This is a genomic window from Bradyrhizobium sp. NBAIM14, assembly GCF_020193895.1.
Lineage (GTDB): Bacteria > Pseudomonadota > Alphaproteobacteria > Rhizobiales > Xanthobacteraceae > Bradyrhizobium > Bradyrhizobium yuanmingense.
This window is the reverse complement of the sequence record NZ_JADYVQ010000009.1, coordinates 149,084-166,794: the sequence shown is the minus strand read 5'-3', so window position 1 is coordinate 166,794 and position 17,711 is coordinate 149,084. Positions and strand designations below refer to the sequence as shown.

Sequence of the window (17,711 nt, the reverse complement as noted above, 5' to 3'; positions counted from 1 at the left end):
GTTTTCGATGAAGACTATTTTGTCCGGCATTTTTGCCGCCGCGTTTGCCCTCAATGCGAGCGCCGCACAGGCTCAGGACAAGCCGCCGCTGAAGATCGGCGGCATCCTCGACATGTCGAGCCTTTATGCAGATATCACCGGCTCCGGCAGCGAGACTGCGGCGAAGATGGCGGTCGAGGATTTCGGCGGCGAGGTGCTGGGACGCAAGATCCAGGTGCTGGCGGCCGACCATCTCAACAAGGCCGATCTCTCCGCCAACATTGCCCGCGACATGCTCGATAATCAGGGCGTCGAGATGATCTACGACGTCGCGGCCTCCGCGACCGCGCTTGCCGCCGGCGAGATCGCGAAAGCGCGCAACAAGATCATCATGTTCAACGGGCCGGGCTCGATCCGTCTCAGCAACGAGGCCTGCGGCCCCTACACCATCCACTACGTGTTCGACACCTACGGCCAGGCCAACGTGACCGGTCTTGCGGCGGTGAAGTCGGGCCTCGACAGCTGGTTCTTCCTCACCGCCGACTACGCCTTCGGCCAGGATCTCGAGAAGGACACCAGCGCCGTCGTGACCAAGACCGGCGGCAAGGTGCTTGGCAGCGTCCGCCATCCGCTCAACACGTCGGATTTCTCGTCCTTTCTGCTCCAGGCCCAGGCCACCAAGGCCAAGGTGATCGGGCTCGCGAATGCCGGCGGCGACACCATCAACGCCATCAAGCAGGCGGCGGAGTTCGGCATCACCAAGGGCGGCCAGAAGGTCTCGCCGCTGCTCGCGTTCGTCACCGATATCGACTCGATCGGGCTCGAGACCGCGCAGGGGCTGCTGCTCGCGGAAGCGTTCTACTGGGACCTCAACGACGACACGCGTGCCTTCTCGAAGCGCTTCATGGAGCGCACCAAGCGCGTGCCGACCTCGGCACAAGCCGGCGTCTATTCCTCCGTCACCCATTATCTGAAAGCTGTGAAGGCAGCCGGCACGACCGACGCGGCGGCGGTGATCAAGCTGATGAAGGAGACGCCGATCAACGACTTCTTCGCCAAGAACGGCAAGATCCGCGAGGACGGCCGCATGATCCACGACATGTACCTGTTCGAGGTGAAGAAGCCGTCGGAGTCCAAGGGGCGCTGGGACGATTACAAGCTGCTCGCCACCGTCCCCGGCAACGAGGCGTTCCAGTCATTGGAGCTGTCGCGCTGCCCGCTGGTGAAGAAGTGACGGCGTGACGTAAGGCACGCCGTCATCCCGGGGCGCGCCAAACAATAGGTCGTCATCCCGGGGCTCGCGAAAGCGAGAGCCCGGGATCCATTGGGCGGCATTGACGGTTGAGAGATGGATTCCGGGTTCGCGACTTCGTCGCGCCCCGGAATGATAAAGTGAGAGAGTGGCACCACAGAATGAGGCCAACATCCATGAACGACATGGTCCTGCAAAAGCTCGAAGGCGGGCTGCTCACCATCACGATGAATCGGCCGGAGCGGAAGAACGCGCTCAATCCCGAGATGGTCGCCGGGCTGGTCGAGGCGGCGCGGCGCGCGGCTGATGATCCCGAGGTGCGGGCGGTGCTGTTCAAGGGCGCCGGCGGCTCCTTCTGCGTCGGCGGCGACGTCAAATCGATGGCAGCTGGTCGCGCGCCGCTGCCGTTCGAGCAGAAGCTCGCAAACTTGCGCCGCGGCATGGAGGTCTCGCGCATCCTGCATCAGATGCCAAAGCCCGTGGTGGCCCAGCTCGATGGCGCGGCGGCGGGCGCCGGCCTGTCCATGGCGCTGTCCTGCGACCTGCGCATCGCCTCCGAATCCTGCAAGATCACCACCGCCTTCGCCAAGGTCGGGTTCTCCGGTGATTACGGCGGCACCTATTTCCTGACCCAGCTGCTCGGCAGTGCGCGGGCGCGCGAGCTCTATCTGATGTCGCCGGTGCTCACCGCGAAGGAGGCACATGCGATCGGCATGGTGACGAAGGTCGTGCCCGACGCCGAGATCGACGCGGCCGCGCATGAGCTCGCGCTGTCGCTGGCGCAAGGGCCGTCGATCGCGCTCGGCTTCATCAAGCGCAACATCAACAACGCCGAGCACCTGGCGCTGGAGGATTGCTTCGACGGCGAGGCGATCCATCACACCCGTTGCGGCGACACCGAGGATCACAAGGAGGCGGCCAAGGCCTTCGTCGAGAAGCGCAAGCCGACCTTTAGGGGCGCATGACCATGGCGCCCTATATCCGGCTGCGTCAGATCTGCCTGGTCGCGCCGCAGCTCGAGCCCGTCATCACGGATATCGGTCGGATCATGGGCCTCGCCGTCTGCTATCGCGACGGCAATGTCGCCAAATACGGCCTCGAGAACGCGCTGCTCCCGGTCGACACGATCCTGCTGGAGGTGGTCGCGCCGTTCAAGGACGGCACCACGGCCGGTCGCTTCATCGAGAAGACCGGCGGCCGCGGCGGTTACATGGCGATCTTCTGCTGCGACGACCCGGACGAGCGCGGCCGCAACGCCAATGCGCTCGGCGTGCGCACCGCCAATGTCATCGACCACGCGCCGTATCACGGCGTCCAGCTCCACCCCCGCGACTGCCGCGCCGCCTTCATCGAGTTCAATCACACCGAAGGCAGCGACGACATCCTCGGGCCGTATCCTCCGGCGGGACCGGACTGGCAGAAATTCATCCGCAAGGATGTGACCGAGGCGCTGACGGCGGTGGAGATGCAGAGCCCGGATCCCGCGGGGCTCGCCGAGCATTGGGGCAAGATCATCGGCGTCCCGCCTGAAGGCACCGAACTGAGGCTGCCCAACGCGACCTTCCGCTTCGTTAAGGGCGCCAGCGAGATCATGAGTGCGCTGGAGTTTCGGGTGGCTGACGTGGCGCAGGTGCTGCATACAGCCAAGGCAAAAGGGCTCGCGGTTGCGGGCAACGAGTTTCTGCTGGGCGGAGTGAAGTTCCGCGTGAGTTGATCGACTCATCCGTAGGGTGGGCAAAGCGAAGCGTGCCCACCAATTCCGCCACACAAATGAAGCGATGGTGGGCACGGCGCTATGCGCCTTTGCCCACCCTACTGCCCCGGCTTACCTTCCCTTGAAATTCGCCACCCGCCGCTCTTCCGTGGCCTTCACGCCTTCCTTGAAATCGTCCGTCGCGCGCAGCCGCGTCTGCTCGGCGAGTTCGTGATTGGTCGCGGCCATCACGCGGTCGGCGAGGCCATTGCGCATCGTGGCGCGGGTGGAGAGCAGGCCGAGCGGGGAGCATTCGGCGATCTCGCCGGCGAGCTTCATCGCGGCCGCCTTCACCTGGTCCTGCGGCACCAGCTCGTTGGCGAGGCCCCATTTGTAGGCTTCCTCGCCCGTGACGCGGCGGCTGGTATAGAACATCAGCTCGGCGTTGTTCTTGCCGATCAGCTCCGGCAGCGTCACGGTCAGGCCGAAGCCGGGATGGAAGCCGAGCTTGGTGAAGTTTGCGGAGAAGCGCGCTTCGGGACAGGTGACGCGGAAATCGGCCGACACTGCAAGCCCGAGACCGCCACCGATGGCCGCGCCCTGCACGGCGGCAACGATCGGCTTCTTGGCGCGGAAGATGCGCACGGCCTGGATGTAGAGATGGTTGATCGGGCCGAGACTGTCGGCCGGATCGCCCTTTTTCTCGGCCTCGCGCGCCTCCTGGGCCTGCCGCGCCGGATCGCCGAAATTGGCGCCGGCGCAGAACGCCTTGCCCTGCGCGGAGAGCACGGAGGCACGGATTTCGATGTCGCGGTCGAACTCGTCGAGCGCGTCCGCGATCTGGTTGATCAGCGAGATATCGAAGAAGTTGAGCGGCGGACGGCGGATCTCGATGGTGCCGACATGCCCGACCTTCTCGACGCCGATATCTTGATAGGTGCTCATGATGATCCTCGATTGACTTAACGCAGACCCAATCCGCGGGCGATGATACCGCGCAGCACCTCGGTGGTGCCGCCCTGGATGGTGAGTTTCGGCGCGGTCTTGATCGCGAAGTCGAGCTGCCGCTCCAAGGTCTCACGGTTGGTCGCGGTCTCCTCGACGAAGGCGGCGAGATCGCGCACGCGATGCGGCAGCTGCTGCTCCCAGACCGTGCCGATGTCCTTGACGATGGACGCTTCGACCACCGGCTCCTTGCCGGCTTCGAGCATGCCGGCCACCGAGACCGACATCCGCCGCATAGTGTGGAGCTGCGCGACCAGGCGGCCGATGCCCTCGGCGCTGCGCGTGTCGGGATTGGGACCGACAGCGCGGACCAGCTCGGTGAGGACGTAATAGGTCTCGAGGAAACGCTCAGGGCCCGAGCGTTCATAGGCGAGCTCGCTCGTCGCCTGTTTCCAGGCGCCGTCGACTTCGCCGAGCACGTGATCGTCAGGGATGAAGTGGTCGGTGAAGACCACCTCGTTGAACTCGTACTGGCCGGTGATCTGGCCGATCGGGTTCACCTTGATGCCCGGCTGCTTCATCTTGACTAGGAACTGGGTCAGGCCGTGGCGGCGGTTTTCCTTGGTCGGCGGCGAGGTCCGGAAGATCGCGATCATGTAGTCGGCGATATGCGCCGACGAGGTCCAGATCTTGGTGCCGTTGATGAGATAGCCGCCCTCGGTCTTGGTCGCGCGCGTCTTCGCCGCGAACAGGTCGGAGCCGGAGTTCGGCTCGCTCATGCCGATCGCAAAGCAGATCTCGCCGCGGCAGATCCGCGGCAGGATCTCCATCTTGATGTGCTCGGGCGCGTACTTCAAAAGCACCGGCCCGCTCTGGCGGTCGGCGACGAAGAAGCGCCGCGTCGGCGCATTGGCGACGCGCATCTCCTCGGTCACCACGTAGCGCTCGAGGAAGGAGCGTTCCTGGCCGCCATACTTTTTCGGCCAGGTCATGCCGAGCCAGCCCTTGGCGCCGACCCGGCGGGAAAATTCCGGCGCGTCGGTGTCCTCGCGATTGGGCTTGTGCGGATCGAAAGTGCCGGCGGCGATTTCCTCGGCGAGGAAGGCGCGCACTTCCTTGCGCAATTGCTCGCATTTCTCCGGCAGGCGGATCGGATCGAAACGGAGGGCAGCGGTCATTTTTGTCTCGTCCCCTGATCAGCGCGACGCCACGAGCGGCCACAATTCATCGGCGCCGCGGTTTGCGACGAGCTTGCCGAGCTCGACGGCCCAGTAGCTTTCCGAGCCAAAATCGTCGCGCCAGGCCAGCGCGCGCAGCGAATAGCGGTGCAGGATGTGCTCCATGGTGAAGCCGATCGCGCCATGGACCTGATGCGCGATGCCGCCGCCCTTCTCGGCAGCTTCCGCGCAGCGGATCTTTGCGGAGGCGGCTTCGAGATAGATCTCGTCGTTGAACGATCTTGCATTGGCGATGGCGTCGGCGGCGGACGTCGCCGCCGCAAGCGCCGCGGCGGATTCGCCGGCGAGGCGCGCGAGATTGTGCTGCACGGCCTGGAATTTCGAGATCTTCTTCTCGAAGGCGACACGCTCGTTGGAATAGCGCACGGAGATGTCGAGCATGGATTCCAGCGCGCCGGCGATCTGGAGGCTGCGCGCGACGCCGCCCATCAGCATCAGATGGGTCTGCTCAAAGCCCTTCGGCGCGGGCTTGATGGCGACGGGCTGGACCTTGTCGAGCGTGACGGTATCGCTGTGGTCGTAGCCGACATTGAGCCCGGCCTCGATCCGCGCCTTGGCCGCGTCGATCAGCGCGATGGAAGCACCATCCTTGCCGTGCGCCAGCACGGCAAAATGCTTCGCCGTCTTGGCAAAGGGCACGCCGCGCGCGCGACCGGAGAGCGCACCGTCGGCATCGAGGGTGATGCGGTCCTTCGGGGACGCCGGCACGATCGTCATCTCGCCTTCGGGGGAAGCGATCCTGGCCTGTGCCAGCAGCCATCCCGCCAGCATGGTCTCGGCCAGCGGCACCGCGACTGCGAAACGGCCGGCGGCGTTCATCAGCGCAAAGCCGTCGGCGAGGCTCGCGCCCGAGCCGCCGAGATCGTCCGGCACCCAGGACAGCGTCAGGCCGGCTTCGCTCAGCGCCTGCCACAGCGGCGCCTGCCAGGAATTGTTCTTGTCGTTGTTGATGGTTTGCGGATCGGCGAGATCTGCGAAGATCTTCTCCGCGGTCTCGACGACGATATTGTCACTCTCCGCCACAGCGTTCCCCGTATCTTGCCATTGGCGCGTCCGGTCTGATCGGCCAGTGCGCAGTCTCTTCTTGCGCCCGATGATCGGAAAAAGCCATGGCCCTGACAAGCGTTGATCGCAGGTCCATCTGCGGCGTGGGCATGGGGCCAGGCTTCAGGAAATGCTAATTCCGCTTAGCGGAGTTTGCTCGATTTGCAGGGCGCGGCAAACTCGCTAAACAGGACGCCACACCAGAGACAGGGGAAGGAAATCCGGATGGCAAAAGACGGCTTGTGCGCAATCGTGACGGGGTCCGCATCCGGGCTGGGTGCAGCGACTGCGGAGATTCTCGCCCGCAGCGGGGCGCGGCTCGTCATCAACTATTCGTCGAGCCAGAAGGAAGCCGAGGCGACGGCCGAGACCTGCCGCAAGGCCGGCGCCGCGGAGGTTTTGGTCGCACAGGGCGACGTCTCCAAGGATGAGGATTGTCGCAAGATCGTCGCGGCGGCCAGCGGCTGGGGCCGGCTCGACATCCTCGTCAACAATGCCGGCACCACCAAGCATGTGGCTCACGCCGATCTCGACGGTCTGTCGGCGGAAGATTTCCAGCGGGTCTATGGCGTCAACACCATCGGCCCGTTCCAGATGGTGCGCGCGGCGCGCAGCCTGCTCGAAGCCGCCGCCAAGGCTTCGGGGCGGCCATCTGCGGTCGTGAACGTGTCCTCGGTCGCCGGCATCAGCGGCGTCGGCTCGTCGATTGCGTACGCCGCGAGCAAGGGTGCGCTCAACACCATGACGCTGTCGCTGTCGCGCGCGCTGGCGCCGCTGATCCGCGTCAACACGGTCTGCCCTGGCTATATCGACACGCCCTGGTTCACCAAGGGCCGCGGCGAGGCGCAGGCCAAGCAGGTGCGCGACAGCGTCGTGGCGAAAGTGCCGCTGAAGGTCGCATCATCCGCGGAGGACATCGCCCAGCTCGTCTGCTTCCTGGCGACGCCGGCCTCCAGCAACATGACCGGCGAGGTCGTGCGCATGGATGCGGGGATGCATTTGATTACGTGAGACCCGATACGCCCTCTCCGCGTCATGGCCGGGCTTGACCCGGCCATCCACGTGAGGCCGCTCGGGTCGAAGGACGTGGATGCCCGGGTCAAGCCCGGGCATGACGATGAGGAGGTGGCGTGCTCTCGTCGTTACCGCTTCTAAGCGCTACCCCTTGATCACGCCGCTCGCTACCAGCCGATTCCAGATGAACAGCACCACCACCGCGCCGATGGTCGCGGTGATGAAGCCGGCGCCCTGGTCGGGGCTGTAATGGCCGATGGCCTGGCCGATCCAGGTGGCCAGAAACGCGCCGGCAATGCCGAGGATGGTGGTGAGGATGAAGCCGCTCGGATTGTTCGGCCCCGGCGACAGCCAGCGCGCGATGAGGCCGGCAATGAAGCCGACCAGGATGATCCAAAACAGGCCACCCATGCTCATGACAGTGCTCCCCTCTCTTTGAACCGATCAGACCCGATCCGAGAGTTCATTCTCGGTCGGCAGCCGTCCGTCCGGCGTCAAATGGTCGACCACCTGCGGCAGATACTGGCTGAGGCCGGAGAGCAGTTCTTCGCGTGACAGGCCGCTCTGGGCGGACAAACTCTCGATCTGGTCGGCGCCGAGCGCGCTGGCGAGATCGCCCGGCGCGATTGGCTTGTTCTCGCCCTTGCCGACCCAGGAATTGGCGGCATCACCGTGTCCGCTCTGCTGGAGCTGGTTGAGGAGATCGCCAAGCCCGCCGCTCAGAATGCTGCCGGCCGCACCGCCGGCGAGCAGGCCGCCGAGGCCGCCCTTGAGCATGTCGTTCAGACCGCCGCCCCGACCTACGTTCACCGGCGGAGGCGCGGGTGTCGGCAACGGTTGGGGCGCTGAGCCGGACTGGTTGCCGGTGAAATGCTTGAATGCCTTCCAGGCGAGCAGGCCGAGCAGCGCCATGGTCATCGGCGACATGCCGCCGGAGGATTTCTCGGAGCTCGGTGTGCTCTGGCCGCGCGGGCCGTTCTGCATGCCGTTGAGGACGTCGAGTAGACCCATGGTGCTCTCCTTTGGCGTCTCGTTCGGCGAGCGTTCGCCGCTGACTGCCCCCGGGGCGAGAAGATATGGGGCACTCATGACCGTTACAAGTCGGATGCGCCGCGATTGGTTGTCGGGCTCGGCTCTGCTATCGAAGGCCGGTCATTCAGGGAGTGAGCTCGGTGATTGCGGATCGACCGATCGTTGTGGCCGGCGCCGGCGCCATCGGCTGTTTCGTCGGCGGCATGCTGGCCGCCAGCGGCCGCCGCGTCGCGCTCCTGGTGCGGCCGCGGGTAAAGACCGAAATCGAGCGGTTCGGCTTGCTTCTGACTGATTTCGACGGCTCCGAGAACAAGCTCGGCGCGGGTCAACTGGCGCTGTCGGAGGATCCCTCGATCTTCCACAGCGCCGGCATCGTGCTGGTGACGGTGAAAAGCGCCGATACCGCTGCTGTCGCCGAGCAGATCGCGCAGCATGCGCCTGAGGATGCCGTCATCGTCTCGCTTCAGAACGGCGTCGGCAATGTCGCTGCGCTGCGCGAGCGGCTGGGCGGCCGCCGCGTGCTGGCCGGCATGGTGCCGTTCAACGTGATCGCGATGGGCGAGGGCCGCTTCCACCGCTCGACCTCCGGCGACATTCATGTTGGCGAGGATGCGGAGAACACGGCCGGGAAGCTCTCGGTCGCCGGCCTCACGATGCGCGCGAGCGGCGAGATCACCGGCGTGCAATGGGGCAAGCTGATCATCAACCTGAACAACGCGCTCAGCGCGCTGTCGGACATGCCGCTTGCCGCGCAACTGGCCAGCCGCGACTGGCGCAGGCTGTTCGCCGACCAGATGGCCGAAGGGCTGGCCGTGCTGAAGGCCGCCCACATCGTGCCGGTGTCGTCGACGCCGATCCCGATGAGCTGGTCTCCAACCCTGCTGCGGCTGCCGGATGCGATCTTCGGTACAATCCTGGGACGGACCATGAAGATCGATCCCGAGGCGCGCTCCTCGATGTGGCAGGATCTGAAGCAGGGCCGCAAGACCGAGATCGACTATCTGCAGGGCGCGGTGATCGCGCTCGCCGAGCGGAACCATGTCGCCGTGCCGCTGATGCGCCGCATTGTTGCGCTGATCAAGGAAGCCGAGGCGGCCGGCAACGGTCCGCTCCGTATGACGCCGCAGCAGATTCGGGGGTAGCGCCCGAAAGGAGGAGCGCGATGAAACGTGGTCTTGTGATCGGGCTCGCGCTGACCGCCTTCTGCGGCACATCGACGCTCGCCTATGCGAGGCCGCCGACGGTGATGAACTCACCTGGATATGACAGGCGATTGCAGGAGAGCCGGTCGCAGTTGGGTGCTTCGCCGATGGTGACGGAGCCGGCGACTGCGCCGTTGGCGAAACCGAAGCAGGGCAAGAAGAAGCGCACGAACTGAGGGTGGGAGCTGATCTCCATCCAACTCGTCATTGCGAGCCACCGGGTCGGCGCAAAGCGCCGCCCGATGACAGGCTCCGCGAAGCAATCCAGAAGCCCACCGCGGAAAGACCCTGGATTGCTTCGTCGCAAGGGCTCCTCGCAATGACGGTTATGGATGCAACTCACCCCTTCTTCGCGGGCTTGCTCGGGGTCGGGTTGAACAGCTTCTTCAGGTCGTTCAAGCTCTCCGACAGCCGCGGCCATTCGCAGGAGAACGAGCCCTTGGCGCAAGGTGCAGCCTTCGGCTTCGCGCCCGCGGCTTGCTGCACCTTCGGCCGCTCGACCGGCACCGGCACGCGCGCGACTTCGGTCCGCAGCGCGACCTGCTGCAGCTGCTGCAACTGCTGCTCCTGCTGTTCGCGCTGCTGCCGGGCGATAGCCTGGGCCGCTTCGTTGCTGCGGCGCTGGTTGGCGAGATAGGCCGTATAGGCTTCGTCGATCTTCTTCTGCTCCTCCGGCGTCGGATTGGGACCGGCGATATCGAAGGTGCGATCCTGGAGGAAATCGTAATAGGAATAGCCGCCGCCCGGCTTGCGGCGGCCGGCGAACTTGGCGTTGCAATCGGCAAGGGCGGCCGTCTTCTCCGCTTTGGTTGCGGCCTTCTCGGCGGCGTCGGCGCATTCCTCGAAATCAACCGGAGCGCGCTTCCACCATTGCGCCTCGGCATGCCCGTGCGTCAGCAGGAACAAACCTGCTGTACCTACGGCGAGCAGCGCCGCACGACGCGATGTAACGACCGACAACATTCTACGAGAGCATTCCTTGCGCAACTCAACCCGAACTGAGTCGAGCCGGATTTTTGCCCCTTTCTTGCCGGCTTGTCACCCATGGAACCCAGGAAATTCAGGGCTGCGATGCTGACATTTTGTGCTTGACGTGGCGCGAGAGTCACAGCGCCCTGACCGCAGGCTGGTACACTCGTGCCGCGAGCGCCTCACTCCTGCGGCGACGCCAAGAAGACGAAATGGAAACGCCTGATGTTGCTGCCGCTCTCAGATGTGCCGCGCTGGTACGCGGAACGCAAACCACACGGCACGATTGCGATCCGTCACGGGCAGGACACGCTGACCTGGGACGAGCTCGAGCGCGGCGCCAACCGCCGCGCGCGGGCATTCATGGCCAAGGGCGTCAAGCCCGGGGATTTCGTCGCGATCGGATTGCCGAACGGCAACGCGTTCTTCGAGACCTCCTTTGCGGTGTGGAAATGCGGCGCGACGCCGACCTCGCTGTCGTGGCGGCTGCCGCGCGGCGAAGCCGCCGCCGTGCTCGACATTCTCAAGCCTGCGCTGGTGGTCGGAGGCGAGGCGGACTGGAATGCGCCGAACCGGTTGCCTGCCGACTTCGTGCCGGAAGGATTTTCGGATGGGCCGCTGGCGCCGCCGGTGGCGCGATACTGGAAGGCGATGACCTCAGGTGGCTCGACCGGCCGTCCCAAGGTGATTCTGGATCATCAGCCGGCGGTGACCGATACCGCGGCTGCGCCGCCGCTCAATATTCCCTTCGGCGTATCGCTGCTCAATCCCGGTCCGCTCTACCACAACGCGCCGTTCATCGTGTCGCATTACGCGCTGTTCGTCGGCGGCAAGCTCACGGGGCTGACCAAGTTCGACGCCGAGGAGACGCTGCGGCAGATCGAACGCGAGCGCGTGCAATGGGTCAATTTCGTGCCGACCATGATGCACCGGATCTGGGCGCTGTCTGCGAGCGTGCGCAACTCTTACGATCTGTCGAGCCTGCAGACGGTCTTCCACATGGCTGCGCCGATGCCGCCGTGGCTAAAGGAGAACTGGATCGGCTGGCTCGGACCCGAGCGGATTTGGGAGCTCTATGGTGGCACCGAGCGGCAGGGCGCCTGCATCATCTCCGGCACTGAATGGCTGACGCACAAGGGCTCGGTTGGCAAGATCGGCGACATGGCGAAGCTTCGCATCATCGGCGAGGACGGCAAGGACGTTGCGCCCGGCGAGACCGGCGAGATCTATTTCCTCAACAATGACGGCAAGGACGCCACCTACCATTATCTCGGCGCCGAGCCGAAGCGTCGCGCCGACGGCTGGGAATCGCTGGGCGATATCGGTCGGCTGGACGCCGAAGGCTATCTTTATCTCGGCGACCGCCTCGCCGACATGGTGCTGCGCGGCGGCGCCAACATCTATCCGGCCGAGGTCGAGGCCGCGGTGTCCGAGGCTCCCGGTGTGCGCTCCTGCGTCGTGGTGGGCCTGCCCGATCCGGAATTGGGCCAGCGTGTGCATGCCATCATCGAGCCGGAGCCCGATGCGGACGGGCAGGCCATTGCCGACGGCATGGCGGATTTCCTCAAGGACCGGCTCAGCCGCTATAAGCATCCCGAAAGCTTCGAATTCGTCAGCGCCCCGCCGCGCGACGATTCCGGAAAAGTTCGGCGCACCCTGTTGCGCGATGAGCGTGCGACGTGGATGAAGGAGGGGCGCGCGTTCCGGATCTTGCCTTCGAAGGCGCGGGCGCATGCCGAATGAGACAAGCAAGGAAGGACTGACATGACGATCACCATCGTAGCGAGCAGCGTGCCGAAGCCGCCGGCAAATATCATCGAAGGTTTCAGGGACGCGCCGACCTCGGTGATCTCGGACAATCTCGCCCGGCTGCCCGGCGCAGTGGGGCTGAGGCCCTATCACCGCGGCGGCAAGCTGGTGGGCACGGCCTTCACCGTGCGCACCCGTCCCGGCGACAATCTCGCGATCCACCGCGCGCTGGATCTGGTCGGGCCCGGCGACGTCATCGTGGTCGACGGCGGCGGCGACGAGACGCGCGCGCTGATCGGCGAGATCATGAAGAACATCGCGCAATGGCGCAAAGCCGAAGGCTACGTAATCGACGGCGCGATCCGCGACGTCGCAGCATTCGCGGCCGACGACTTCCCCTGCTACGCCCGCGCAGTGATCCATCGCGGTCCCTACAAGAACGGCCCCGGCGAGATCAACGTGCCGGTGACGATCGGCGGCAGCGTGATTGCGCCCGGCGACATCGTCGTCGGCGACGAGGACGGCGTGGTGTCGTTTCCCGCTGCCGGCGCGGCCGCCCTGTTGGAAGCGGTGCGTGTCCAGGTCGCGCGCGAGGAGGAGACGCTGAAGGCGATCCGCGAGGGCCGTTACCAGGGCGCCTACGGCAAGTCCTGATCAGAGGAGCGTGAAGGGAGGATGGCGTGAGCCAGAAGGAAGAATTTCACAATCTCGATGATGCCAGCGACGGACTCTTCCGCGAGCTTGCCGCCGGCGTGACCACGCGCATCTTCTCCGGCGAGCAGGCGATGCTGTCGGTGGTGACGCTGGCCCCGCATGCGCAAGGCACGCTGCATCATCACCCCGAGGAGCAGTGGGGCGTGCTGCTCGACGGCTCCGCCATCCGCGTCCAGGGCGAGGAGGAAATCCCGGTGAAGAAAGGCGATTTCTGGCGCACGCCCGGGAACGTGCCGCACACCATGCGCGCCGGCCCGGACGGCGCCCGCGTGCTGGACATCTTCAGTCCGCCTCGGCCAGAATACAGAAAAGCAGGATCAGGCTTCGGCACGACCTAGCGCTCAAAAGCAAAAAAGCAAAGCGCTACACATAAAGGGAGGGGACCATGACGATCACACGACGGGCGCTGCTGGCCGCGCCGGCTATTCTCGCATTGACGCCGGCGATGGCGCAGGCCGGCAAAATCACGCTGGTGGTGCCGTTCCCGCCGGGCGGATCGACCGACGCCATGGCGCGGCTGCTGCAGACGAACCTGCAGACCAAGCTTGGTCGCATCGTGGTGGTCGAGAACAAGTCGGGCGCGGCCGGTGCGCTCGGCGCTGCGCAGGTCGCCAAGAGTCCGGCCGACGGCTCGACCTTCCTGGTCACCTTCGATTCCCACGCGGTGATCCCGTCGATTCTCGACAAGCCGCCGGTCGATGTCGAGCGCGAGCTGATGCCGGTGCTGCTGATCGGCACCGCGCCTTACGTGATCGCGGCCGGCGCCGGCCGCCCCTACAAGAGCTTCGCCGACGTGGTCGCCGCCTGCAAGGCAAGCCCCGGCGCGGTGAAATACGCCTCGGTCGGCATCGGCACGCTCGGCCATCTCGCCATGACCGTGCTCGGCAGCAAGGCCGGCGTCGAGATCATGCACGTGCCCTATCGCGGCGGCGGGCCGGCCATGAACGACGTGCTCGGCGGCCACGTCGATCTCATCGCGGGATCGGCGGCGCTGGTCGCCGCCCAGCTCGGCACCAATATGCTGCGTCCGATCCTGCAGCTCGGCCGCGAGCGGCTGCCGGCCCTGCCTGATACTCAGACCGCGATCGAGGCCGGCTTCCCGGACTTCGAGACGCTGGCCTGGTGGGGCATCTTCGCGCCCACGGGCACGCCGCCGGACGTCGTCGCGGCCTTCGCGGCGGCGTCCAAGGAGATCCTGAGCGAGCCCGCGACCGCCGCCCAGCTGAAGGAGACGCAACACATGACGCTGCTGCTCCAGGACGGCGCCGCCTTCAAGACCTTCTTCGACAAGCAGGTCGCCACCTGGGGCAAGGTCGTGAAGGACAACAATATCAAGGCGTGAGGCCCCGTCATGCCCGACGAAGGGGACGTGCGAAACTGAGCTCATGGCCATCGGGGTCGGTGAGATGGAAGTAGCGCTCGCCCCATTCGGCGTCGCGCGGCGTGGTTGACGGCTGCCATCCGGCGGCGCGCGCCTGCTCATAGGTTGCGTCGACATCGGCGACATGGAAGATGACGCGGCCCCACCAGGACCAGCGCTTGTCGTCCGGCTGTGCCGTCAGGTTGAGATAACCGGGGCCGACGCGAAAGCTCGTGAATGCGGCGGCTTCGCCACCATACAAGAGCTCGAACCCCAGCGACCGGTAGAAGTGCACGGCGCGCCCCATGTCATGCGTGCCGAGCGTGATGGCGCTGATGCTTTCGATCATGTGAGCTGCTCCGTTGGGAGGGGCCTGGAAGTATAGCCGCCCCGTTCAGGCTGACGATCGATCTCGCCCGCCTGATGGCTGGCGAACCGCATTTTGCTCTGCTATGAGGGGGCCGAGCCCGCACCCACGGGTTCCGCGGTCCCGTAGCTCAGCCGGATAGAGCGGCGGTTTCCTAAACCGTAGGTCGGAAGTTCGAGTCTTCCCGGGATCGCCACTTTTCCGCGCGTTTACGCCGCGCCTAGGGCACGCAACGCCGGTATTCCCCCCAAGCGTTATTCCATCGTGACGTGTGCCGACAGCCGGCTAAAATACGGCGGGTGCAGGGGGCCTTGCATGGCGGACTCATGGTACTACGCTGAGGGCGGGCAGCGGCGCGGCCCGTTCTCGATTTCTGAACTCCTCACGCTTCTCGCGGGTATCGCCGATCCTCGGCGCGTGCTGGTCTGGCGGCACGGCTTCGAGAATTGGAAGCCGGCCGGGGAGGTGCACGAGATCACGCAGCAGCTCCTTCAATCGCCGCCGCCAAGCCCAGCATCGCCGCCGGTTGAGGTCATTCGCGAGGCGGCCGCTCCCGCAGAAGACGGCGCTTCATTCAAGGACGTCCAGCCAGAGATGACCGGCATCAGCGGCTGGCTCGGGCTTCTGGCGTTCGGCCAAATGATCGGCATCGTGCGCCTAGTCGTCAATACCGCGCAATATGTGCAGTCGATCTCCAGCGAGACCTGGGTGCAATTCTCAATCGTATTTTGGGGCGAGATTGCGATGAACGTCGCGCTGATCGGTCTCGCAATCTGGACGGCGGTGCTCCTGTTCATGCATTCCCGTAGATTTCCAGCGTTCTTCATTGTGCAGATGATCTGTGCGGTACTGATCCCGTTGATCGATCTGGTTTGGGTTGCATCGATCTTTTCCATCGGCTTGAACCGTCCGTTCGGTGATTTTTTCACTATCGAACCTCTTCAAGTCGCACGAATGGTCGTCGGTGCGATCAGTGCCGCGATTTGGATAACCTATGTCCTTCGCTCCCGTAGAGTCGCGAATACGTTCACGGAGTAAGCCGTCATGCATCTGGCGGCCCGCAAGCCGGGCGGACAGGATGCCCGCTGATTTGCTCGGCTGGTGCAAAAATTGCTAACAGAAGCGGCCGGGCCGGAAGGGGCACCTTCCAGCCCGGTCCATGCCTGTCCGTTGCCATACCCGGAGACCATGATGCCTTTTGACTTGATCCTTCGCGGCGGAAGGGTCATTGACCCCTCGCAGAAGCTCGATGCCGTGACGGATGTCGCATTTTCGAACGGCAAGGTTGCCGCTGTTGGCACAGGGCTCAAGGCGGATCCGGGCACCGATGTCCGCGACATCTCGCAGTTCATCGTGACGCCCGGACTCATCGATCTGCACACCCATGTCTATTGGGGCGGCACCTCGCTCGGCATTGATGCCGAGGAGTTCTGCCGCCTCTCCGGCGTCACCACGGCGGTGGATACCGGCAGCGCTGGCCCCGGCAATTTCGCCGGCTTCCGCAAGCATGTGATCGAGCCGAGCCAGGTCCGCATCCTCGCCTATTTGCACGTCTCGCATGCCGGCATCTTCGGCTTCTCGCACCGGATCATGGTCGGCGAGAGCGAGGAGCTGCGCCTGATGAATCCGATCGAGGCGGCCGAAGTGGCCGATGCCAACCGCGATCTCATCGTCGGCATCAAGGTGCGCGTGGGCCTGCATTCCTCGGGCACCTCGGGCGCGGTGCCGCTCGACATCGCGCTCGAGGTCGCGAACGAGGTCGGCATGCCGCTGATGGCGCATATCGATCATCCGCCGCCGAGCTATGAGGACGTGTTGGCGCGGCTGCGTCCCGGCGACGTGCTGACCCACGCGTTCCGCCCCTTCCCGAACACGCCGGCGACGGCGCAAGGCACTGTGAAGAAGGCGGTGCTGGAAGCGCGCGAGCGCGGCGTGCTGTTCGATATCGGCCACGGCAAGGGTTCGTTCGCGTTCAAGACCGCGCGCGCCATGCTGGCCAATGGTTTCCATCCGGACACGATTTCCTCGGACATCCATCAGCTCTGCATCGACGGACCGGCCTATGACCAGGTGACGACCATGTCGAAGTTCCTGTGCATGGGCATGGAGCTGCCGGATGTGATCGCGGCATCGACGGTGAATGCGGCGATGGCGCTGCGGCGTCCTGAGCTCGGCAGCCTCAAGCCGGGCAGCGTCGGCGACGCCACGTTGATCTCGGTGCGGCAGGGCCAGTTCGACTATGAAGACGTCGTCGGCGAGCACCTGATCGGCGATCGCAAGATCGTGTCCGAAGGCGTCGTCATCGGCGGCCGCTGGTGGCATCCGAATTGAGCGGCGCGCGCGGATCGTGACCACGTGCTCGCATGACGCACTGATCAGTCGCGTCCCGCCTCCCTGATCGCCTTGGCGAGCCGCGCCGGGTCCGAGAAGCACAGTTCGTGGCTTCCCGGCACCTGCACCAGGCGAAACAGGCCGAGCTTCTCCGACAGGCGCGGATGCCAGCCATGGCTGTGCGGCATCGCGGTATCCTCGGTGCAGTTGATGTAGGATTTGGCCAGCGGCATCTCGGCCGGATTGCTCTTGAGCGCGATCTTGTCGCTGAAGGTCGCCAGCGGATGCGGATTGAGCACGTCATAAGCGCGCTGCGCCGTCTCCAGATCGGCATCGTTGATGAAGGCCTCGCGCCAGATCGGGAAGGGCAGCACCACCGAGCCGTCGCCGCGCTCGGCCGCGATGGCGTCGAACAGTCCGATATAATGCGGCGGCACCATGTCGTTGAGGCATTCGCCGTCATTGGGCACGAAGGCATTCCAGTAGACCAGGCGGCGGATGCGCTCCGGCGCGAGGTCGGCAACGCCAGTGATAACCATGCCGCCATAGGAATGGCCGAGCAGGATGACGTCCTTCAGATTATTCTCGGCCAGGTAGTCCGCGATCGATTGGATCGCTTCCTTCAACCCGGTCGTCTTGGCATCGCCCGGACGGTTGCCCTTGATGGTGGGGGTATGGACCTGATGGCCGGCGGCGCGGATCGGCGCGGCGACCGGCTCGAGCTCGGCGCCTGTATGCCAGGCGCCATGGACGAGAACGTAGGTCGACATATTGTGGCTCCTCCCGAGGGTGTGGTTAGATCGGCGCAGCGTCGCCGCACGG

At 65.2% G+C, this 17,711-nt stretch carries 20 protein-coding genes and 1 tRNA gene; 13 read left to right on the top strand and 8 right to left on the bottom strand.

The genetic code is table 11. From position 1 onward, the window contains the following. Positions 1-7: 7 nt before the first annotated feature. From I6F28_RS22185 to I6F28_RS22175, 3 genes are all read left to right on the top strand, one after another. The gene (locus tag I6F28_RS22185; protein WP_128265543.1) at positions 8-1,213 is read left to right on the top strand and encodes an ABC transporter substrate-binding protein; all 1,206 of its coding nucleotides are present in this window, start codon (positions 8-10) and stop codon (positions 1,211-1,213) included. Between the two features lie 194 nt (positions 1,214-1,407). Further along, positions 1,408-2,196: an enoyl-CoA hydratase gene (locus I6F28_RS22180; RefSeq protein ID WP_036026312.1), complete on the top strand. Its 789-nt coding sequence runs from the start codon at positions 1,408-1,410 to the stop codon at positions 2,194-2,196. Between the two features lie 2 nt (positions 2,197-2,198). Then, the gene (locus tag I6F28_RS22175) at positions 2,199-2,945 is read left to right on the top strand and encodes a VOC family protein (protein ID WP_192893004.1); all 747 of its coding nucleotides are present in this window, start codon (positions 2,199-2,201) and stop codon (positions 2,943-2,945) included. Positions 2,946-3,056: 111 nt separating this feature from the next. Here I6F28_RS22175 and I6F28_RS22170 read toward each other — a convergent pair whose 3' ends face one another. From I6F28_RS22170 to I6F28_RS22160, 3 genes are read right to left on the bottom strand one after another with little or no spacing between them, the layout of a single operon-like run. After that, positions 3,057-3,869, bottom strand: a complete 813-nt coding sequence (locus I6F28_RS22170; RefSeq protein ID WP_225141058.1) for an enoyl-CoA hydratase/isomerase family protein — start codon at positions 3,867-3,869, stop codon at positions 3,057-3,059. A 17-nt stretch (positions 3,870-3,886) separates the two neighbouring features. Further along, the gene (locus tag I6F28_RS22165) at positions 3,887-5,047 is read right to left on the bottom strand and encodes an acyl-CoA dehydrogenase family protein (protein WP_036014568.1); all 1,161 of its coding nucleotides are present in this window, start codon (positions 5,045-5,047) and stop codon (positions 3,887-3,889) included. Positions 5,048-5,065: 18 nt separating this feature from the next. Beyond that, on the bottom strand, positions 5,066-6,130 hold the full coding sequence (locus I6F28_RS22160) for an acyl-CoA dehydrogenase family protein (RefSeq protein ID WP_225141056.1): 1,065 nt from the start codon (positions 6,128-6,130) through the stop codon (positions 5,066-5,068). Positions 6,131-6,376: 246 nt separating this feature from the next. Between I6F28_RS22160 and I6F28_RS22155 the strand changes: the two genes are divergently transcribed. Further along, a complete protein-coding gene (locus I6F28_RS22155; protein ID WP_109141716.1) occupies positions 6,377-7,162 on the top strand; it encodes an SDR family NAD(P)-dependent oxidoreductase in 786 nt (261 codons plus the stop codon). 147 nt (positions 7,163-7,309) lie between these two features. Here I6F28_RS22155 and I6F28_RS22150 read toward each other — a convergent pair whose 3' ends face one another. Together I6F28_RS22150 and I6F28_RS22145 are read right to left on the bottom strand one after the other, a co-directional pair. Continuing rightward, positions 7,310-7,582, bottom strand: coding sequence for a GlsB/YeaQ/YmgE family stress response membrane protein (locus I6F28_RS22150; protein ID WP_370103030.1), 273 nt, complete (start codon positions 7,580-7,582; stop codon positions 7,310-7,312). A 27-nt stretch (positions 7,583-7,609) separates the two neighbouring features. Next, complete coding sequence (locus I6F28_RS22145; RefSeq protein ID WP_036014559.1) at positions 7,610-8,176, bottom strand: YidB family protein; 567 nt, start codon at positions 8,174-8,176, stop codon at positions 7,610-7,612. Between the two features lie 161 nt (positions 8,177-8,337). Here I6F28_RS22145 and I6F28_RS22140 point away from each other — a divergent pair, with 161 nt between their 5' ends. Beyond that, complete coding sequence (locus I6F28_RS22140) at positions 8,338-9,339, top strand: 2-dehydropantoate 2-reductase (RefSeq protein WP_225141055.1); 1,002 nt, start codon at positions 8,338-8,340, stop codon at positions 9,337-9,339. Between the two features lie 20 nt (positions 9,340-9,359). Next, positions 9,360-9,575 carry a hypothetical protein gene (locus I6F28_RS22135; protein WP_074448068.1) on the top strand — a complete coding sequence of 72 codons (216 nt, stop codon included), beginning with the start codon at positions 9,360-9,362 and terminating at the stop codon, positions 9,573-9,575. Positions 9,576-9,738: 163 nt separating this feature from the next. Here I6F28_RS22135 and I6F28_RS22130 read toward each other — a convergent pair whose 3' ends face one another. Beyond that, positions 9,739-10,362 carry a hypothetical protein gene (locus I6F28_RS22130; RefSeq protein ID WP_225113664.1) on the bottom strand — a complete coding sequence of 208 codons (624 nt, stop codon included), beginning with the start codon at positions 10,360-10,362 and terminating at the stop codon, positions 9,739-9,741. A gap of 231 nt (positions 10,363-10,593) precedes the next feature. Here I6F28_RS22130 and I6F28_RS22125 point away from each other — a divergent pair, with 231 nt between their 5' ends. The 4 genes from I6F28_RS22125 to I6F28_RS22110 are packed head-to-tail and all read left to right on the top strand — an operon-like array spanning position 10,594 to position 14,173. Further along, entirely contained in the window at positions 10,594-12,111 is a 1,518-nt protein-coding gene (locus I6F28_RS22125) for an AMP-binding protein (RefSeq protein ID WP_225113665.1), read from the top strand. 21 nt (positions 12,112-12,132) lie between these two features. Beyond that, on the top strand, positions 12,133-12,771 hold the full coding sequence (locus I6F28_RS22120) for an RraA family protein (protein WP_036026331.1): 639 nt from the start codon (positions 12,133-12,135) through the stop codon (positions 12,769-12,771). A 26-nt stretch (positions 12,772-12,797) separates the two neighbouring features. Beyond that, entirely contained in the window at positions 12,798-13,169 is a 372-nt protein-coding gene (locus I6F28_RS22115) for a dimethylsulfonioproprionate lyase family protein (protein ID WP_036014542.1), read from the top strand. 47 nt (positions 13,170-13,216) lie between these two features. Continuing rightward, entirely contained in the window at positions 13,217-14,173 is a 957-nt protein-coding gene (locus I6F28_RS22110) for a tripartite tricarboxylate transporter substrate-binding protein (RefSeq protein ID WP_074448067.1), read from the top strand. Positions 14,174-14,180: 7 nt separating this feature from the next. Here the strand turns inward: I6F28_RS22110 and I6F28_RS22105 are convergent, their stop codons facing one another. Next, the gene (locus I6F28_RS22105; RefSeq protein ID WP_036014526.1) at positions 14,181-14,540 is read right to left on the bottom strand and encodes a VOC family protein; all 360 of its coding nucleotides are present in this window, start codon (positions 14,538-14,540) and stop codon (positions 14,181-14,183) included. A 137-nt stretch (positions 14,541-14,677) separates the two neighbouring features. Between I6F28_RS22105 and I6F28_RS22100 the strand changes: the two genes are divergently transcribed. The 3 genes from I6F28_RS22100 to I6F28_RS22090 all read left to right on the top strand — a co-directional run bounded on the left by I6F28_RS22100 (position 14,678) and on the right by I6F28_RS22090 (position 16,889). Next, a tRNA-Arg gene (locus tag I6F28_RS22100) sits at positions 14,678-14,754 on the top strand. A 119-nt stretch (positions 14,755-14,873) separates the two neighbouring features. Continuing rightward, on the top strand, positions 14,874-15,596 hold the full coding sequence (locus tag I6F28_RS22095) for a DUF2569 family protein (protein WP_225113667.1): 723 nt from the start codon (positions 14,874-14,876) through the stop codon (positions 15,594-15,596). Positions 15,597-15,749: 153 nt separating this feature from the next. Further along, on the top strand, positions 15,750-16,889 hold the full coding sequence (locus tag I6F28_RS22090) for an amidohydrolase/deacetylase family metallohydrolase (RefSeq protein WP_057027798.1): 1,140 nt from the start codon (positions 15,750-15,752) through the stop codon (positions 16,887-16,889). A gap of 44 nt (positions 16,890-16,933) precedes the next feature. On the opposite strand, the gene I6F28_RS22085 is transcribed toward I6F28_RS22090, so the two are convergent. Beyond that, the gene (locus I6F28_RS22085) at positions 16,934-17,659 is read right to left on the bottom strand and encodes an alpha/beta fold hydrolase (protein ID WP_225141053.1); all 726 of its coding nucleotides are present in this window, start codon (positions 17,657-17,659) and stop codon (positions 16,934-16,936) included. Positions 17,660-17,711: the final 52 nt, after the last annotated feature.

Bases quoted from the DNA above. Each gene is read 5' to 3' on its own strand.
- I6F28_RS22185 (WP_128265543.1), top strand. From the start codon at position 8: ATGAAGACTATTTTGTCCGGCATTTTTGCCGCCGCGTTTGCCCTCAAT.
- I6F28_RS22180 (WP_036026312.1), top strand. From the start codon at position 1,408: ATGAACGACATGGTCCTGCAAAAGCTCGAAGGCGGGCTGCTCACCATC.
- I6F28_RS22175 (WP_192893004.1), top strand. From the start codon at position 2,199: ATGGCGCCCTATATCCGGCTGCGTCAGATCTGCCTGGTCGCGCCGCAG.
- I6F28_RS22170 (WP_225141058.1), bottom strand. From the start codon at position 3,869: ATGAGCACCTATCAAGATATCGGCGTCGAGAAGGTCGGGCATGTCGGC.
- I6F28_RS22165 (WP_036014568.1), bottom strand. From the start codon at position 5,047: ATGACCGCTGCCCTCCGTTTCGATCCGATCCGCCTGCCGGAGAAATGC.
- I6F28_RS22155 (WP_109141716.1), top strand. From the start codon at position 6,377: ATGGCAAAAGACGGCTTGTGCGCAATCGTGACGGGGTCCGCATCCGGG.
- I6F28_RS22150 (WP_370103030.1), bottom strand. From the start codon at position 7,582: ATGAGCATGGGTGGCCTGTTTTGGATCATCCTGGTCGGCTTCATTGCC.
- I6F28_RS22145 (WP_036014559.1), bottom strand. From the start codon at position 8,176: ATGGGTCTACTCGACGTCCTCAACGGCATGCAGAACGGCCCGCGCGGC.
- I6F28_RS22135 (WP_074448068.1), top strand. From the start codon at position 9,360: ATGAAACGTGGTCTTGTGATCGGGCTCGCGCTGACCGCCTTCTGCGGC.
- I6F28_RS22130 (WP_225113664.1), bottom strand. From the start codon at position 10,362: ATGTTGTCGGTCGTTACATCGCGTCGTGCGGCGCTGCTCGCCGTAGGT.
- I6F28_RS22125 (WP_225113665.1), top strand. From the start codon at position 10,594: ATGTTGCTGCCGCTCTCAGATGTGCCGCGCTGGTACGCGGAACGCAAA.
- I6F28_RS22120 (WP_036026331.1), top strand. From the start codon at position 12,133: ATGACGATCACCATCGTAGCGAGCAGCGTGCCGAAGCCGCCGGCAAAT.
- I6F28_RS22110 (WP_074448067.1), top strand. From the start codon at position 13,217: ATGACGATCACACGACGGGCGCTGCTGGCCGCGCCGGCTATTCTCGCA.
- I6F28_RS22105 (WP_036014526.1), bottom strand. From the start codon at position 14,540: ATGATCGAAAGCATCAGCGCCATCACGCTCGGCACGCATGACATGGGG.
- I6F28_RS22095 (WP_225113667.1), top strand. From the start codon at position 14,874: ATGGCGGACTCATGGTACTACGCTGAGGGCGGGCAGCGGCGCGGCCCG.
- I6F28_RS22090 (WP_057027798.1), top strand. From the start codon at position 15,750: ATGCCTTTTGACTTGATCCTTCGCGGCGGAAGGGTCATTGACCCCTCG.
- I6F28_RS22085 (WP_225141053.1), bottom strand. From the start codon at position 17,659: ATGTCGACCTACGTTCTCGTCCATGGCGCCTGGCATACAGGCGCCGAG.